Below are 15,449 nucleotides of genomic sequence, written 5' to 3' on the forward strand. Positions count from 1 at the left end.
CTTCTTCGCAGCTTGTCCCACTCTCATCCGAATCGATGACCCGTGGCGCCGTCAATGCCCTCGGCGGGCCGACGGGGCGTTTCGCCCGCTCGTCCCACTCTGGTTGGTGGACGCCGCTGCGCGTCATCATCACGCTGGCGTGGACGTTCCTGGCGTTTGGATTCTTGAGTAAGGCAACCTGTGCGGGCAGCCGCCGGGGCGAGGACGGCCTCATCAGCCTGAACTGGGATGGCAACCGCCAGTACACGTCCTTTTGTTATAACGACATCGTGCCGCTCTATGGTGGGCGCGGCTTGGACCAACCTGGCTTTCCCTATGCCTACTCCTGGGTGGAGGGAGACCTCACGCGCTACATGGAATACCCCGTTCTGGCGGGCCTGTTCCAGGGGGTCGTCGGCTGGCTGGCGCGCACCACGTATCCGGCTGTCGAGTGGATTGGTATGGCCGAGGTCAGTTGGTACTTTGGGCTGACCACGCTCATCTTGTCCCTCGTGTGGGTCGGCACCGTGGTCATGGTATTCCAGCTCACGGGCAACCGGGCATGGGATACCATTCTCATGGCGGCCAGCCCGCTCGTGGTCATCCACGCCTTCACCAATTGGGACATCCCGTCGGTAGCGTTCATGGTGGGTGCCCTTCTCGCCGTGAAAAAGCGCAAGAACTGGCTCGCCGGCATTCTCATCGGGCTCGGCACGGCATTCAAGCTGTGGCCCCTGTTTATCTTGGGCGCGTTTCTGGTGTTGGCCATCCGCCACAAGCGGTGGGCGCCTTTCTTCAAGATGTTCGTGGCAACCGCTGTGACGTGGCTCGTGGTGAACCTACCCGTGGCGCTCGCCTACCCCGAGGCCTGGCGCGAATTCTTCCGGCTCAATCAAGAACGCGGTGCGGAATGGACCACGATCTATGCGCTCTTGAGCCGCGTGACGGGCGTGAGCTTTGAGCCCGAATTCCTCAACACCTTCTCGCTCGTGGCATTCCTGGTGAGCTGCGGGGCGATTGCCATCCTGGGTCTCAAGGCGCCGCGCGCGCCGCGAGTAGCCGAAATGATCTACCTCATCATCATGGCCTTCCTCATTTTCAACAAGGTGTGGTCCCCGCAGTACTCCCTGTGGCTGGTCGTCCCGGCACTCCTGGCCCTTCCCAGGTGGCGGCTCATCTTTAGCTGGGCGCTTGCCGACGCCCTCCTCTGGCCCATCCTCACCTGGCACATGCTCGGCTCGGAAAATAAGGGTCTGCCGCACGAGATGCTCGATATCGCGGTGCTGACGCGCGATGGCTTCATCATTGCCATCGGTGTGCTCATCATCCGCCAGATGTGGGGCAAGTCTGAGGACAAGGTCCGCGCCGCTCATGGCGGCAGGGACCCGTTGGCGGGGGATTTTGCACGATGACTATCACCATCGTGGGCATCGTCTCCATCACGCTGGGCTTCCTTTGTGTGTTGAGCGCCTACTACCTGTTTCAGCGCTCTCAAGACCGCACCTGGCCGGTTGTGCTGGGCTTGCTGGCTTTGCTGTTTCTCACGGTGATCCCGGCGGGATCGGCGATCTTCGTCGCGGCGACCCACTAGCGGCAGCCGAGGAGATGGGGGATTTCCTTTTCCGCCGGTCAGTGCGGTACTGTGTGAGGGTTGCTTGACGCAACAGACCCTCCTGCCATATCCGCAAAGGTGATATGGCCGATACCAATTACTAGACCATAGGAGGTGATGAGGTCCGTGCGTCACTACGAAGTCATGATCATTCTGGATCCTAACCAGGATGAGCGCACCGTAACCCCGTCCCTAGACAAGTTCCTCGAAACGATCCGCAAGGATGGCGGCAAAGTCGAAAAGGTTGATGTGTGGGGCAAGCGCCGTCTTGCATACCCGATCAACAAGAAGGAAGAGGGCATCTACGCAGTCGTGGAGCTGGAGTGTGAATCCCACTCGGTTCTCGAGCTTGATCGCCGTCTGAACCTGAACGACTCCATTATGCGTACCAAGGTTCTGCGCACCGACAGCAAATAGCGGATACTGGGTTTCGAGCAATCCACGTAACCGATATTAAGGAGTAAAGACATGGCTCAGGGAGATACCAACATTACGGTTGTCGGCAACATTGTGGCCGACCCGGAACTGCGCTTCACCCCAGCGGGTGCCGCAGTGGCAAATTTCCGTGTTGCCTCCACCCCGCGTCGCTATAATCAGCAGACTTCCCAGTGGGAGGACGGCGAGGCCATGTTCCTCACCTGCAACGTGTGGCGCCAAGCCGCAGAAAACGTTGCGGAGACCTTGACCAAGGGCATGCGCGTTATCGTTACTGGCCGTTTGCGCCAGCGGTCTTACCAGACCCGTGAGGGCGAGAACCGCACTGTTTTTGAAATCGAGGTCGATGAGGTCGGCCCGTCCCTGCGTTATGCATCCGCACAGGTTAACCGCAAGTCCGGCAACGGCGGCGGCAACTATGGCGGTGGCCAGCAGCAGGGTGGTGCTAACTACGGCGGCGGCAACCAAGGTGGTTTCTCCGGAAACCAGGGCGGTTTCTCTGGAAACCAGTCCCAGTCCTCTGCCCCGCAGCAGTCTCAGCAGCAGTCGGCTCCGAGTAACGATCCGTGGAATTCTGCACCCCAAGCGGGAAGCTTTGGTGGTGCGGATGCAGAACCCCCGTTCTAAGACTGTCACGCAAGTATTCATTTAACTCAATTGAAAGGCAGGGATCATGAAGCTGATCCTCACCGCTGCCGTTGAGAACCTCGGCGCCCCCGGCGAAATTGTAGAGGTTAAGGACGGCTACGGACGTAACTACCTGCTTCCGCGCGGCCTGGCAATCGTTGCTACCCGCGGTGCTGAGAAGCAGATCGAGGGCATCAAGCGCGCCCAGGAAGCTCGCGCAATCCGCGACCTGGACCACGCACGCGAGATCCGTACCCAGCTGGAGGAGCTCAAGGACGTTAACGTCCCCGTGAAGACCTCCGAGTCCGGCAAGCTCTTCGGCTCCGTGTCCGCTGAGGACATCGTGAACGCCGTTGCCGCCGCTGGCGGCCCGAAGCTGGACAAGCGCATCGTTGTGCTGCCCAAGGGCCTGGTCAAGAAGACCGGCAACTACCAAGTCGAGCTGAAGCTGCACGCTGACGTTATCGGCAAGGTGAACTTCTCGGTCGTCGCTGCCTAAGAATTAAGGCGCACGACGGTCACCCTCCGTTCGCCCGCGTGTGAGGCGCGGTGCCGGTACGCAGGACGTGACCTTAAGACAACAGCAAGGCTTTAAGGCCGTGCTCCTTTCACTATGTGAGGTGGTGAGAGGAAGCACGGCCTTGCGCCGTTTTACGCGGGGTCGCCTTTTGGGGATCTAGCACCGCAGGAGGCAGGGAAACGTCGCCAAGCGCGGCCTGTGGATAACTCGCCCAGCCTGTGGATAAACCTGCGTTCAGTTAACGGTGAATTCACTCATGCCGCCATGTGTTAACCCGCTGGTAGCGGCGATATCGGGGTAATGCCCCTACTTTTCCACGGGATTTGTGCGTATTTTCACATCTCAAAAAACGCGCCTTGACCTGCAGAAATAAACTTCGCTGGTCACAGCGGTGCAAAGTTATCCACAGCCCTGACCTCTGGCTTTGCATACCAAGTCTTTGCTGACCTGGGAATTCCACAGCTCTCTGTGGATAACTGTGAGAGTTATGCCCAAGGGGTAGTGTCTTGACCCTCGGCTACACTGTTGTGTACTACGCGCGGTTGCCGCTTGGCACTGCATCGAAGCTTGGCCGTCCGGCGCGGAGAAGAGTAAGAACTTCAGGCACGGCCAGGGTGGGACTAATGAACGGTGGGATTGATGAGCAATGACTAATGCCAGTTTTGACGACGACCACGTTCCACCGCCGCCGGAGCCGGTAGAGGAGGAACCTCGCCGCTCTTACCGGCAGGAAGAACCGAAGCGCTACGGCGAATTTCGCCAGCCGCCCGCGGACCGCGAGGCCGAACAGGGCGTTCTCGGCGCCATGCTCCTGAGCCCGAATACAGTCATGGAGGTCATTGAGGAGCTGGAGCCGGAGGACTTCTACTATCCTGCGCACACGCTCATCTACCAGGCCATGATCGATCTTTACGCGGCGGGCACGGATATTGACGCGGTGATTGTCGCGGCCCGTCTCGATCGCTATAACAACCTCGAGCGCGTTGGCGGTGCGCCCTACCTGCATACCCTGCTGGCCACGGTGCCCACTGCGGCTAACGCCCGCTACTACGCGGAGATTGTCGCGGAGAAGGCGGTGCTGCGCAAGCTGGTGGACGCCGGTACTAGAGTCGTCCAACTCGGCTTCCAGGGCTCCGAAGACATGGAGATCGAGTCGGTGTTGGATCGCGCCCAGCAGGAAGTATTCGCCGTGGCGCAGAAGAAGACCACCGAGGACTACCGTGCGCTGAGTGATCTCATCGACCCCACGATCGATGAGCTCGCCGCCTTGCAGCAAAACGGCGTGGAGTCCGGCGTGCCCACAGGGTTCATCGACCTCGACAACCTGACCAATGGCCTGCGTGCGGGCCAGATGATCATCGTCGCCGCCCGCCCTGGCGTGGGCAAGTCCACGCTGGCCATGGACTTCATGCGCTCGGCCTCCCTGCAGCACAACAAGACCTCTGTGGTTTTCTCCCTGGAGATGTCTGCCTCCGAGATCGTCATGCGCCTGTTGTCAGCGGAGGCGGAAGTGAAGCTGTCGGATATGCGCGGTGGCCGCGTGTCCACGGAGGATTGGGCCAAGATCGATGACACCCTCAATCGCATCCAGGATGCGCCCCTGTTCATCGATGATTCCCCAAACCTCACCATGATGGAAATCCGCTCGAAGGCCCGCCGCCTCAAGCAGCAGCACGGGCTCGACCTCATTGTGCTGGACTATATGCAGCTGATGTCTTCGGGCAAGAAGGTGGAGTCCCGCCAGCAAGAGGTCTCAGAATTCTCGCGCCAGCTCAAGTTGCTGGCCAAGGAGCTAGAGGTTCCCCTCATTGCGATTTCGCAGCTGAACCGTGGTCCAGAATCCCGTACCGATAAGAAGCCGCAGCTGGCGGATCTGCGTGAGTCCGGCTCGCTGGAGCAGGACGCCGATATGGTTATGCTGCTCTACCGCCCGGACTCACAAGACCGCGATGATCCCCGTGCCGGTGAGGCGGATATCATCCTGGCTAAGCACCGTGGCGGCCCGATCGACACGGTGAAGGTCGCGCACCAGCTGCACTACTCCAAGTTCGTGAACATGGCGCACGGCTAAATTACAGGTCCACCACGGCGTTGGGGTCACCCAACCGTGGGCCGAGGATGACCAAGACCAGGAAGACCGCAGCCGCGGCGAGCGCCAGCCACCGCCACACCGGGAAGAAGCGCTCGCCGCACAGCCTGGCAAACCCCGCGCCGATGAGTGCGCCGAGGGTATTGAAGATGAGGTCATCAATATCAGTGCGCCCGAGCGTGAATGCATACTGCGCTGTTTCCAGTGCCAAGCTCAGCGCGAAGCCCCATGCGGCAGTGGCCTTGATTGACCGGCACATGCTGAAGACGAGCATGCCAAAAGGAATGAAGAAGGCGGTATTGCCCGCATACTCAAAAAGCGGGCCAAACCAGGTGCCGCCGGAGAACTCATCAAGCGGCACCAAGCGCAGGTCGCGGACCCGCTGGTTCTCCGGCTTCCAGAGGTAGCCGATCTGGTAGAAGGGCTTGAGCGTGGTGAGCGCGACCATGACCGCGACCCACGCGCCAAGGGCGACCCTATTGAGCAAGGGCCCGACCCTTGAACTCTGGCAGGGTCAGCGCCGCGAAGGCCGCGATGCCGAAGGCCGCTGCGAACAGCACGAAGAGCCAGCCCGTGCCCGCCACCGCGATGAGCGGCGGAACGATAAGCGGCGCCAGGATGGAGGCGAGTCGGCCGAAGCCCGCGGCCGCACCAGTACCGCGCCCGCGCAGAGCGGTGGGGTAGAGCTCCGGGCCGATGGCGTATAGCGCGCCCCACGCGCCGAGGTTGAAGAAAGACAGCAGGCAACCAGCCAGGATGATCATGGCCTCAGTGTTGGCGAAGCCAAAGAATCCGGCGGACAGGGCAGAGCCCACGAGGAAGGTCGCCAGGGTCGAGCGGCGTCCCCAGACCTCGATGAGCCAGGCCGCTGCGGCGTAGCCGGGCAGCTGGGCCAGGGTGATAATCAGCGTGAAGCTGAAGGACTTCACCAGGGAGAAACCGTCCGCGACAAGCAGCGACGGAATCCAAATGAAGGCGCCGTAGTAAGACAGGTTGACGCAGAACCAGATGGTCCACAGCGCCAGCGTGCGCCCGCGCAGGGATTTCGACCAGATGCTGGTGGCGGTGACGTCCTCCTCGGAGTAGGTCGGTGCCGGGGTCGTGCGGTCGATGTCCGCCTCATCCACCTCGGCCTCAAAGGAGGCGACGATTTCTTCTGCTTCCTCGTGGCGGCCCTTCGACTCCAGGAAGCGTACTGATTCAGGCAAGTGAAGGCGCACATAGAGGGCATAGAGCGCGGGCACCATGCCGAGTGCTAGGGCCCAGCGCCAGCCGCTTTCCGACGCCCCCACGACGAACGTTCCAATTACCGCAGCGAGGATCCAGCCCACGGCCCAGAAGGCCTCCAGCAAGACCACCATGCGCCCGCGGACCTTGAGGGGTGCGAACTCGGAGATCAGCGTGGAGGCCACCGGCAGCTCGGCGCCGAGGCCAAGTCCGATGAAGAAGCGCAGGATGATGAGGAGTGTGAGGCCCGTTGCTAGGGCAGAAGCGCCCGTCGCGAGGCCGTAGACCAGCAGGGTTAGCGCAAAGATGTGGCGGCGGCCGAACTTATCGGCCAAGAGGCCGCCGAAGGTGGCACCCAAGGCCATGCCGATGAAGCCCACGGACGCCAGCCACGAGGACTGGGTCGGCGTGATCCCCCAGTGCACGGCCAGAGCGGCCATGATGAAGGAGATGAGGCCCACGTCCATGGCATCGAGCGCCCAGCCGATGCCGGAGCCAAAGAGGAGACGTTTGTGTTTTCCAGTGACGGGAAGGCGGTCGAGCCTCTCCGTGCGTGAGACAGAGCGATGATCAAGACGATTCATGCAGGCTAAGCTTACTCCGCGGGGGTAAAGCTTTTAAGTCGCAAAGAATTGGTCACCACAAAGACTGAGCTCAGAGCCATTGCCAACCCCGCCAATAGGGGGTTGAGCAGCCCGAACGCTGCCACGGGAAGAAGAATAATATTATAGGCGAAGGCCCAAAAAAGGTTGCCCTTGATGATGCGCAGGGTACTGCGCGCGAGCCGCACCGCCTCTGCAACGGAGCGCAGGTCGTTGTTCATCACCGTGATGTCGGAGGCCTCGATGGCCACGTCGGCTCCCGCACCCATCGCGATTCCGAGGTCCGCCTGCGCGAGCGCCGCGGCGTCGTTGACGCCATCGCCCACCATGGCCACGGTCCGCCCCTGCTCCTGCAGTCGAGCGATAGTCTCTACCTTGTCTGCGGGCATGACCTCCGCTGTCACGTTGGCATCATCAATGCCAACGGCCCGCGCCACTGTATGCGCCGCGCCGGCGTTGTCCCCGGTGAGTAGGTGGGGTGTAAGCCCTAGCTTGTGCATTGCGGCGATGGCGGCGGCGGAGGATTCCTTGATGCGATCCTGTAGCTCGATGGTTCCCACCAGGTCATCGTCCACGTAGACGCCCACCTGCGTCCCGGTGCCGTCATAGCCCGCAGGCGGCCGGCCCACCCGCACCCGGGAGCCCTCAATCGTTGCCTCGATTCCCTGGCCGGGAAGCTCATGGAAGCCCTCGGCCGCGGGGAGCTCATCGTCGTAGGCTGTGCGGATGGCTCGTGCGATGGGGTGCTCGGAACCCTGTTCCGCGGCGGCCGCGAGGCGGAGAACTTCCTGCTGCGTGCGTCCTGCCGTAGGTTGGACTGCTCCCACCGACATCTGGCCTTCGGTGATGGTGCCGGTCTTGTCCAGAACGATGGTGTCGATCTGGCGGGTCGATTCCAAAATCTCCGGGCCCTTGATGAGGATTCCCAGTTCGGCGCCGCGCCCAGTGCCGACGAGGATTGCGGTGGGCGTCGCCAATCCCATGGCGCACGGGCAGGCGATGATGAGCACAGACACGGCGGCCACGAAGGCCGGGGCGACGCCGCCGACCCACAGGTGTGCCAGGAGCGCGAGGAGCGCGATGCCGATGACGATGGGGACAAAGACGGCGGCGATACGGTCCGCGAGGCGCTGGACCGGTGCCTTCGAGGTCTGGGCTGCGGTGACGAGTGCACCCATCTGGGCCAAGACGGTGTCGGACCCGACGCGGGTGGCGCGCACCTCAAGCCGCCCAGAGGCGTTGATGGTCGCGCCCGTTACCGTGCTGCCGGGAGAAACCTCAACCGGCATTGACTCGCCGGTGAGAAGGGATTCGTCCACGGCGGAATGGCCGTCGAGGACCACGCCATCGGTGGCGATCTTCTCGCCGGGGCGCACCACAAAAACATCGTCCACGTGGAGCTCGCTGGCGGGAATGCGGGTTTCGGTACCGTCGCGAAGCACGGTGGCTTCCTTAGCTCCCATGGTCAGCAGCGTGGTGAGCGCTTCGGAGGAGCGCCCCTTAGCTTTGAGCTCAAACCATCGTCCAAGCAGCAGGAACGTGATAACCATGCCGACGGACTCGAGATAAATATGGTCCATCTGCGCGTCATTGGAGTGCAGCGTCATGTGCATGGTCATGCCGGGCATCCCGGCATCGCCGAAGAAGAGCGCGTAGAGCGACCAGCCAAAGGCGGCGGTGGTGCCCAACGTGATGAGAGTATCCATCGTGGCGGCGCCATGCTTGAGATTGGCCCAGGTGGCCCGGTGGAAGGGTGCTCCGCCGATGACATAGACAAGCGTCGTGAGCATCAAGCAGGCCCACTGCCAATGCTGAAACTGCAGGGCCGGGACCATGGAAAGCAGCATCACCGGCAGTGAGAGCGCCGCGGAGAGCAGGGTGCGCTGCAGGATGTCGGAGGCTTCGCTCTCGCGGGCGTCCTCCGCCGTGCTTGCCGACGCCTCCCCCTCACCATCCACGGTGAATGCTCCGTAGCCTGCGCCTTCGACGACGTCGATGAGATCGGCAGGCGTCGTCGTTGCAGGGTCATAACTCACGGAGGCGGACTCCGTAGCGAAGTTGACCGTGGCTTCAACGTTGTCGAGCTTGTTGAGCTTGCGCTCGACGCGGGAGGAACACGACGTGCAGGTCATCCCGGTGATGCCGAGGGTGAGGCGGGTAGTCATAGCGCTTAGGCCAACTCGTAGCCGGCTTCGGCGACGGCGGCGGCGACCTGGTCGTCGCTAAAGCCCTCCCCGGAAACCGTAACGGCGCCGGTGGTGTGGTCGGCAGTAACGTCGGTGACGCCACTGATCTCTGAGATCTCTTCCTTGACGGAAAGCTCGCAGTGGCCACAGGTCATGCCGGTAACGGTGTAGGTTGTGGTGCTCATGGTGGATCCTTCTCCTTACCTTGGGGGTTAATGCCACTGTCGAGGATATACCCCCCTGGGGTATGTGGGCAAGGAATAATCAAGCTTTGTGTACCGTTGAGGGTTGGTAGAACTGACAATTATCCCCGAGATAGATAGGAAAAGACATGGCAACGATTGACATCACTGAAGACACGTTCCAGGAGACTGTTTCCGGCGACGGCATTACGCTCGTCGATGCTTGGGCGGAATGGTGCGGCCCGTGCAAGCGCTTCGGCCCAGTCTTTGAGAAGGCATCCGAAGAGCATCCCGATGCCACGTTTGCCAAGCTGGATACCGAGGCCAACCAGGAGCTATCCGCGAAGCTGCAGATTCAGTCCATCCCCACCTTGATGGTGTTCCGCGATGGCATCCTGGTCTTCCGCGAGGCTGGTGCCCTGCCGCCGGCGGCACTGGAGGATCTCATTGGCCAGGTTAAGGCCCTCGACATGGACGAGGTCCGCGCCCAGGTGGAGAGCCAGCAGGCGGAATAGAACTGGTTAGTCCTTGTCTGCGGCGGGGCCCGGCGGCCTGCCGCGCGCGCTTTCCTGTGAGTATCGCTACACTCGCAGGAAAGCGTCTTTTTATATAGGGCACCAATAAGAGCTGCATTAACTACTGCTGCAGGAACCACAAAGGAGTGAGTGCGATGGCAAATCCATTTAGCAAAGGCTGGAAGTATGTGATGGCTTCTTTCGATCAGAAGATCGATGAGAATGCTGACCCCAAGGTCCAGATCCAGCAGGCCGTGGAAGGCGCGAAGAAGCAGCATCGCGAGATTTCCGAACACGCAGCGGAGATTATTGGACGCAAGACCCAGTTGGAAATGCAGCTCAACCGCCTGGTGAAGACCCAGCAGGATTACCAGGATCAGACCCGCCGGGCGCTGGAGTTGGCGGATGCCTCTGAGGATCCGCAGAAGGCCGCCGAGTACAACCAGGCGGCAGAGGTCGTGGCGAGCCAGCTGGTCGCCGTGGAAAACGAGCTGGCTAACCTGAAAACGCAGCACGAGGCGGCTAGCCAGGCTGCCGAGCAGGCGAAGGCACAGCAGCAGCAGTCGGAGGCCCGCCTTAAGGAGCAGCTCGCACAGGTGGACCAGTTGCTGTCCCAGGCAGATCAGGCAGCGATGCAGGAAAAGAACGCTGAGGCCTTGGACTCTATGAACGAGCTCAAGCCCGATGAATCCACGCCGACGCTGGATTCGGTACGCGCCAAGATTGAGAAGCGCTACGCCGATGCTCTCGGCGCTCAGGAGCTGCACCAGGCAGCTGGCGGCAGCCGGATTCAGGAGATTTCGGCCGCGGGCCACGATATGGCCGCCGCGTCCCGCTTGGACGAGATTCGCGCCGAGATGGCCAAGAATAAGGAGATCGAAGGTTCTCCCTTCGCCAGCGACCAAGCGCTTGAGGCCGGCACCGAAGCTGGTGCTGGTTCCGAATCGGACACCGCCGAGGGTAAGCAGTAGCCACCGCGGAGCACATCACCGTATAGAAAAGGGACCTTTGAGAGTGGGCCGCATAGCGCGGTCTGGGTGTTTCAGCACCTTATGCTCTCAAAGGTCCCTGTGGTGTTTTAGCTATCTTGGCGGCGGATATTGATGAGCACGCCGCGGATGCCCGAATGAAAGCCATCGCGCAGGTTGACGCGCTGGGTTTCGGTGAGCGTGTACTCGTGCAGCGTTTCACAGGCGAACTGCAGCAGTGGGCGATCGATCTCCGGTGGCAGGCCACCGCCCGAGAGCAGGTGGGCCTGGTCGCGCTGATCGGCGCTCGCGGCGTTGTCGAACCACCACGAGGCATATTGCTGCCCCACGTCAAAGGGGGACTGGAAGCCGGCGGAGCTCCACACTTCTTCGGGGAGCGGAACGTACTTCGAGCGCAGCTTGCGGCGCGGCGCCATCATCGACGGCTTTGGCGCTGCAGGCTTGGGAGCAGGCTTCGGGGCTTCGGTGCCCGTTTCCTCTTCTGAGTCCGTGGGCTTCTGATCCGCGGCGCTGGGCTTTGTGGTTTGTTCGCCGCAGGGGGCGGGCTCTTCTTCGTCGGTGGGGGCGCTCGGTGCAGCCGACTCCGGGTGCGAGGCGGTGGCAGCCACGTCTTGCGCTGCGGCGGAAGGTGTTGCAGGCCCAGGCTTTGGCGCGGAGGGGAAGGCGGCTTGCGCCTCGGTAGGTTCGTCGCATTCCGGCGCGAGTTCGCTAGCGGCATCGCTCACTTCCTCGTTGCCGTCCTCGGAATTGTGGGGTTCGCGAATGGTCGGCGGCAGCGGGCCTTCGAGAACCTCGAGCTCCATTGCATCGGCGAAGTCCTCGCGCGGATCAAGGATTGTGGTGGAATCACACGCATGGCGCAGAGCGGAAGACATTGAATCCCAGCCGAAGCCGTAGAGGTGCACGCGCACGCCGTTATTGACGGCCTCCTGAACGCCGGGGATCATGTCGGCATCGCCGGAGACCAAAACAAAGTCCGTGACTTGGCCCTTCATGGCGGAGACGATCATGTCAGCGACAAGGCGAGTATCCACCGCTTTTTGGGTGCGGCGCTCGCCCCATTCGATGAGTTGGCCGGTGCGCAGTTGCACGCCATCGCAGACGCGCAACGCTCGCTGGTAGCGGTGGGGCCCGGTGTCGGGGATTCCGTCGTACCAGTATTGGCGGTGAATGCGGTTTCCAACCTGGTTCTCAATCATGGAACCAAGGGAGCTGACTACTTCGGGTAAATCAATCTCTAGCTGGGCTCGGGCACCCGTTTCCCATGAGTTATAGAAACTGGCGAGTAGATATGACGTGTCGACGAAGACAAGTGTTCGTTCAAGCATGGCTCCTAAATTCCGTTCTATTTCTTCTAACTAATTTTCTTAGGTCACTTCTGTGAGGTCTTCCAGCCTAGGGCCGGTGTATTCCAGTGTGCCCCATTAGTCACAAAACGTCGATAGTCTTGAGGGAATTCCCAGGTAATAAAGGTGTTGGGTGGAAGTCTTGCGGAGGTCGCAGGGTTGGTTATATGGTTAGCTACATGAGTAACCAACCAACTAGGGGGACTGCATGGATAACTCCGCGCAGCCGCTCTTCCGTCAGATAGCGGTGCTCATCGAGGACGCCATCATTGAGGGCACCCTTGCTGAGGGTGCCCAGGCGCCGTCCACGAATGAGCTCGCAGCCTTCCACAGCATCAACCCCGCCACCGCCCGCAAGGGCCTGACCCTCCTCGTGGATCTCGGAATCCTCGAAAAACGCCGAGGTATCGGCATGTTCGTCACCTCTGGTGCCGCAGGCCTTATCCGGGCGCGGCGTCGCCAAGACTTTGCGGCTGAATACGCCGCACCGCTTATTGACGAAGCCGTGCACCTGGGCTATACCCGCAAGCAACTCCATGACCTCATCGACCTTGTCGCAGAAAGTCGAGGACTCTACTCATGATTTCTACCCCGCACTTCACCTTCGACGACGGCCTCACGCATGGCCTCGTTGGCCCCAACGGCATTGGCAAGACCACTTTGCTGCGTAAGATTGCTGGCCAGCTGAATGGCTCTGGCGTCAAGGTCGACGGTGACAAGCCCTATGACAATGAAAAAGTCCTCAACAAGGTTGTCCTCATGGGCATAGATAACCCACTGCCTGAAGGTTGGAACGTGAAGAAGGTCTTCACCGTGGCAAGTCTGCGTTGGCCCACGTGGAGCGCAGCGCGCGCTGAGGAGCTGGTCGAGCGCTTCGAGCTTCCGATGAAGAACTACTCGGGTCTTTCCCGTGGTCAGAAATCGGCGGCGAGCTTCATCGTTGCGGTGGCCTCGGGGGTGCCGTACATGCTTCTCGACGAGCCCTATCTCGGCCTCGACGCCGCTAAGCGGGAGGTTTTCTATGACGTCTTGCGCGAAGAGCATGGTCGCACCATTATCGTCTCCACCCATCACCTCAACGAGCTTTCCGGTTTGCTCGATACCGTGGCGCTGATGGGGGAGAACCCGCTGTCCGGCCCCATCGATGAGTTCATCGAAGGCGTCGTCCAGCTCACTGGCTCTGCCGAAACCCTCGATCGCGCGCTGGGGCGCCTGCAGCTCCCGGTGCTTGAGCGCGAAAGCTCCGCCGTGGCGGACCGCGCACTTGTCGACGCCCGCCCCAACCACACCGCCAACGTCTTCGACATGGCCCAGGAAATGGGGCTGCGTGCCACCGAGGTATCCCTCGAGCAGGCAGTGCTGGCATTGGGGGAGGCGTGATGAAGCTCTATAGGCATATGGCGCTGAGCTGGAACAGCTTCTTCTACGCTTTGTGGATTGTCATCCTTCCGGTGCTGGGAATGGGCCGCGGGCACGAGTGGGCCATTGGTTACTCACTCTTTATGGTCCTTATGGTTTACCTTTCGCAGCCTGACTTCACGCGTTATCTGACCTTTGGCCTCAGTACCCGTGTATGGAACGGACACCGGCGCATCAATGCCACCCTGACGCTTGTGCTCATTCTGGTCAGCGCACCCTGGGCTTTCCCGTGGTGGGTCCTCATAGCGCCAACGGCAGCGTGGTTATTCTGCATGGCCAAGCGCGTCGAGCCATCACGACTGACCACTAGCTCCCTCATCGTAGGTAGCGATGGTGATTCTTCGACCGGCTGGTTCTCAGCGTCCCCGGTCTCCCAAATTGTCTTGCGCCCTCAAGCTCGCGCGTGGATGTGGGCTGCGATTGGTGTAGCCATCGCAACGGCGATAGCCATCGTGGTGATCAAGCTGTGGGATACCGGCGTGGGCATCGTGGGTGCCATTGTTACGTTGATTGTCCTGCCACTAGTTGCTGATTCAATCCGCAGCTCACTCAAAGATGCAGTGGCCTTTGGCGTGCCGCGTGCAACCTGGTCCAAAGTGACATTGTTGTGCACCGCGATTCCGGTGGGCCTGGGAGCTATCACTGATGTGGTGATGCTTTTGTGGACTGGAAACCTCGCCGGATTCACCCTTGTTCCTCTCGCAGCGGCTGCTGTTCTCGTGAGCTTCGCGATAACCGACAAAGGGACATGGCCCTATACGGCTGTCACGGCCGGAGCCGTTGCTGCCGTGTTGCTTGCGTGGCTACTTAACTCTGAGATCTCTGTGTGGTGGTCGCTGGCCGGGATGGGTGTTCTCTACTTGGCATGGGCAGCTGTGCTCCCACGGGTGGCGCAGAAAGCAAACGTATTTACGCCGGGGCTTATGGGCTGGTTCGGGATGCGCTAGGTGCTGTCCGCAGAGCGACCTTGAAGGTGCGTTTAAGCGCACCTTTAGGCGCCTGAAAACCTACGATGACGTGCAAATTTGTGTTTCCTCGAGGCCGTGTGTAACTTTATATGAGTCAGCGCGACCGACAGCGCCCCACAGGAACTGAGGTTCTTGGAGAGTGGCGGTAGGAAAACAGGCCCTGACAACAAATATTTTCTTTACTCGCAGTACTGCGTTTCGCTCAAGGCGGTCCGTATGACTGTGTGGTGACGATGTCTGAGAACTCAATAGTGTGCCAATGTACTTTTTTGTTGGTTGATTTTTTGTTCTGGCCGTGATGCGTTGTATGTGTGTTGCGGTTGGTGTATGCCGGATGGCGCTTTTCCTTTAGCGGCGTCATTGTAAATAACATAAGTTGTTTGGGCGTATGGTTTAAATCTTCTAACGGGCCAGCCTCCTTTTTATCCTCGTCGGGTTGGGGGTTGGTTTGGATTTTTTCTTTATGTAATTTTTGGATAGCCAGTCTGCGTGGTGTGTGCGTGTTGCGTTCGCATCACGCGGTTTGGTTTGTTCTTTTTGTTAGGTTTGGGCTTTTCACGGCCTTTTTTGTGGAGAGTTTGATCCTGGCTCAGGACGAACGCTGGCGGCGTGCTTAACACATGCAAGTCGAACGGAAAGGCCTCAGCTTGCTGGGGTACTCGAGTGGCGAACGGGTGAGTAACACGTGGGTGATCTGCCTTGCACTCTGGGATAAGCTTGGGAAACTGGGTCTAATACCGGATATGAACTGCC

Annotated in this window: 16 protein-coding genes and 1 rRNA gene; 12 read left to right on the forward strand and 5 right to left on the reverse strand. The window is 60.6% G+C overall.

All coding sequences use genetic code 11. From position 1 onward, the window contains the following. The first annotated feature begins 35 nt into the window (after positions 1-35). The 6 genes from QKE52_RS11380 (at position 36) to dnaB (ending at position 5,244) form a co-directional block, all read left to right on the forward strand. Positions 36-1,391 (forward strand): glycosyltransferase 87 family protein, encoded by a 1,356-nt coding sequence (locus tag QKE52_RS11380; RefSeq protein WP_070547069.1) that lies wholly within the window; start codon positions 36-38, stop codon positions 1,389-1,391. Beyond that, complete coding sequence (locus QKE52_RS11385) at positions 1,388-1,570, forward strand: hypothetical protein (protein ID WP_046648791.1); 183 nt, start codon at positions 1,388-1,390, stop codon at positions 1,568-1,570. The genes QKE52_RS11380 and QKE52_RS11385 overlap by 4 nt, the downstream gene beginning before the upstream one ends. Before the next feature lie 147 nt (positions 1,571-1,717). After that, positions 1,718-2,008 (forward strand): 30S ribosomal protein S6, encoded by a 291-nt coding sequence (rpsF, locus tag QKE52_RS11390; protein ID WP_175973876.1) that lies wholly within the window; start codon positions 1,718-1,720, stop codon positions 2,006-2,008. Positions 2,009-2,059: 51 nt separating this feature from the next. Next, positions 2,060-2,653 carry a single-stranded DNA-binding protein gene (locus QKE52_RS11395; RefSeq protein WP_046648793.1) on the forward strand — a complete coding sequence of 198 codons (594 nt, stop codon included), beginning with the start codon at positions 2,060-2,062 and terminating at the stop codon, positions 2,651-2,653. Between the two features lie 46 nt (positions 2,654-2,699). Next, on the forward strand, positions 2,700-3,152 hold the full coding sequence (gene rplI, locus QKE52_RS11400; RefSeq protein WP_010187895.1) for a 50S ribosomal protein L9: 453 nt from the start codon (positions 2,700-2,702) through the stop codon (positions 3,150-3,152). A 667-nt stretch (positions 3,153-3,819) separates the two neighbouring features. After that, positions 3,820-5,244 (forward strand): replicative DNA helicase, encoded by a 1,425-nt coding sequence (gene dnaB, locus QKE52_RS11405; protein WP_046648794.1) that lies wholly within the window; start codon positions 3,820-3,822, stop codon positions 5,242-5,244. 1 nt (position 5,245) lies between these two features. Here the strand turns inward: dnaB and QKE52_RS11410 are convergent, their stop codons facing one another. Genes QKE52_RS11410 through QKE52_RS11425 form a run of 4 tightly spaced genes read right to left on the reverse strand, consistent with a single transcriptional unit; the run spans position 5,246 to position 9,462 of the window. Continuing rightward, positions 5,246-5,710 (reverse strand): VanZ family protein, encoded by a 465-nt coding sequence (locus QKE52_RS11410; RefSeq protein ID WP_046648819.1) that lies wholly within the window; start codon positions 5,708-5,710, stop codon positions 5,246-5,248. Between the two features lie 28 nt (positions 5,711-5,738). Further along, positions 5,739-7,073, reverse strand: a complete 1,335-nt coding sequence (locus tag QKE52_RS11415) for an MFS transporter (protein ID WP_144014009.1) — start codon at positions 7,071-7,073, stop codon at positions 5,739-5,741. Between the two features lie 11 nt (positions 7,074-7,084). Next, positions 7,085-9,256 (reverse strand): heavy metal translocating P-type ATPase, encoded by a 2,172-nt coding sequence (locus QKE52_RS11420; protein WP_347948839.1) that lies wholly within the window; start codon positions 9,254-9,256, stop codon positions 7,085-7,087. 5 nt (positions 9,257-9,261) lie between these two features. Further along, the gene (locus QKE52_RS11425) at positions 9,262-9,462 is read right to left on the reverse strand and encodes a heavy-metal-associated domain-containing protein (protein ID WP_102234466.1); all 201 of its coding nucleotides are present in this window, start codon (positions 9,460-9,462) and stop codon (positions 9,262-9,264) included. A gap of 146 nt (positions 9,463-9,608) precedes the next feature. On the opposite strand from QKE52_RS11425, the gene trxA reads away from it, so the two are divergent. Together trxA and QKE52_RS11435 are read left to right on the forward strand one after the other, a co-directional pair. Continuing rightward, on the forward strand, positions 9,609-9,974 hold the full coding sequence (gene trxA / locus QKE52_RS11430) for a thioredoxin (RefSeq protein ID WP_046648797.1): 366 nt from the start codon (positions 9,609-9,611) through the stop codon (positions 9,972-9,974). Between the two features lie 155 nt (positions 9,975-10,129). Then, positions 10,130-10,945, forward strand: coding sequence for a PspA/IM30 family protein (locus QKE52_RS11435; protein ID WP_347948840.1), 816 nt, complete (start codon positions 10,130-10,132; stop codon positions 10,943-10,945). Positions 10,946-11,052: 107 nt separating this feature from the next. Here the strand turns inward: QKE52_RS11435 and QKE52_RS11440 are convergent, their stop codons facing one another. Beyond that, entirely contained in the window at positions 11,053-12,291 is a 1,239-nt protein-coding gene (locus QKE52_RS11440; RefSeq protein WP_347948841.1) for an NYN domain-containing protein, read from the reverse strand. Between the two features lie 226 nt (positions 12,292-12,517). Between QKE52_RS11440 and QKE52_RS11445 the strand changes: the two genes are divergently transcribed. The 4 genes from QKE52_RS11445 to QKE52_RS11460 form a co-directional block, all read left to right on the forward strand. Next, on the forward strand, positions 12,518-12,892 hold the full coding sequence (locus QKE52_RS11445; protein ID WP_070745177.1) for a GntR family transcriptional regulator: 375 nt from the start codon (positions 12,518-12,520) through the stop codon (positions 12,890-12,892). Continuing rightward, the gene (locus QKE52_RS11450; protein WP_070745174.1) at positions 12,889-13,689 is read left to right on the forward strand and encodes an ATP-binding cassette domain-containing protein; all 801 of its coding nucleotides are present in this window, start codon (positions 12,889-12,891) and stop codon (positions 13,687-13,689) included. The genes QKE52_RS11445 and QKE52_RS11450 overlap by 4 nt, the downstream gene beginning before the upstream one ends. Further along, positions 13,689-14,675 (forward strand): hypothetical protein, encoded by a 987-nt coding sequence (locus tag QKE52_RS11455; protein WP_347948843.1) that lies wholly within the window; start codon positions 13,689-13,691, stop codon positions 14,673-14,675. Before QKE52_RS11450 ends, QKE52_RS11455 begins: the two co-directional genes overlap by 1 nt. Before the next feature lie 587 nt (positions 14,676-15,262). After that, positions 15,263-15,449, forward strand: a 16S ribosomal RNA gene (locus tag QKE52_RS11460); the annotation flags it as partial.

Source organism: Corynebacterium sp. c25Ua_47 (assembly GCF_039907205.1).
Taxonomy (GTDB): Bacteria; Actinomycetota; Actinomycetes; order Mycobacteriales; family Mycobacteriaceae; genus Corynebacterium; species Corynebacterium hiratae.

What these genes read in the sequence shown, in the direction of transcription:
- QKE52_RS11380 (WP_070547069.1), top strand. Translation starts at nt 36, where the DNA reads ATGACCCGTGGCGCCGTCAATGCCCTCGGCGGGCCGACGGGGCGTTTC.
- QKE52_RS11385 (WP_046648791.1), top strand. Translation starts at nt 1,388, where the DNA reads ATGACTATCACCATCGTGGGCATCGTCTCCATCACGCTGGGCTTCCTT.
- QKE52_RS11395 (WP_046648793.1), top strand. Translation starts at nt 2,060, where the DNA reads ATGGCTCAGGGAGATACCAACATTACGGTTGTCGGCAACATTGTGGCC.
- rplI (WP_010187895.1), top strand. Translation starts at nt 2,700, where the DNA reads ATGAAGCTGATCCTCACCGCTGCCGTTGAGAACCTCGGCGCCCCCGGC.
- dnaB (WP_046648794.1), top strand. Translation starts at nt 3,820, where the DNA reads ATGACTAATGCCAGTTTTGACGACGACCACGTTCCACCGCCGCCGGAG.
- QKE52_RS11410 (WP_046648819.1), bottom strand. Translation starts at nt 5,710, where the DNA reads ATGGTCGCGCTCACCACGCTCAAGCCCTTCTACCAGATCGGCTACCTC.
- QKE52_RS11415 (WP_144014009.1), bottom strand. Translation starts at nt 7,073, where the DNA reads ATGAATCGTCTTGATCATCGCTCTGTCTCACGCACGGAGAGGCTCGAC.
- QKE52_RS11420 (WP_347948839.1), bottom strand. Translation starts at nt 9,256, where the DNA reads ATGACTACCCGCCTCACCCTCGGCATCACCGGGATGACCTGCACGTCG.
- QKE52_RS11425 (WP_102234466.1), bottom strand. Translation starts at nt 9,462, where the DNA reads ATGAGCACCACAACCTACACCGTTACCGGCATGACCTGTGGCCACTGC.
- trxA (WP_046648797.1), top strand. Translation starts at nt 9,609, where the DNA reads ATGGCAACGATTGACATCACTGAAGACACGTTCCAGGAGACTGTTTCC.
- QKE52_RS11435 (WP_347948840.1), top strand. Translation starts at nt 10,130, where the DNA reads ATGGCAAATCCATTTAGCAAAGGCTGGAAGTATGTGATGGCTTCTTTC.
- QKE52_RS11440 (WP_347948841.1), bottom strand. Translation starts at nt 12,291, where the DNA reads ATGCTTGAACGAACACTTGTCTTCGTCGACACGTCATATCTACTCGCC.
- QKE52_RS11445 (WP_070745177.1), top strand. Translation starts at nt 12,518, where the DNA reads ATGGATAACTCCGCGCAGCCGCTCTTCCGTCAGATAGCGGTGCTCATC.
- QKE52_RS11450 (WP_070745174.1), top strand. Translation starts at nt 12,889, where the DNA reads ATGATTTCTACCCCGCACTTCACCTTCGACGACGGCCTCACGCATGGC.
- QKE52_RS11455 (WP_347948843.1), top strand. Translation starts at nt 13,689, where the DNA reads ATGAAGCTCTATAGGCATATGGCGCTGAGCTGGAACAGCTTCTTCTAC.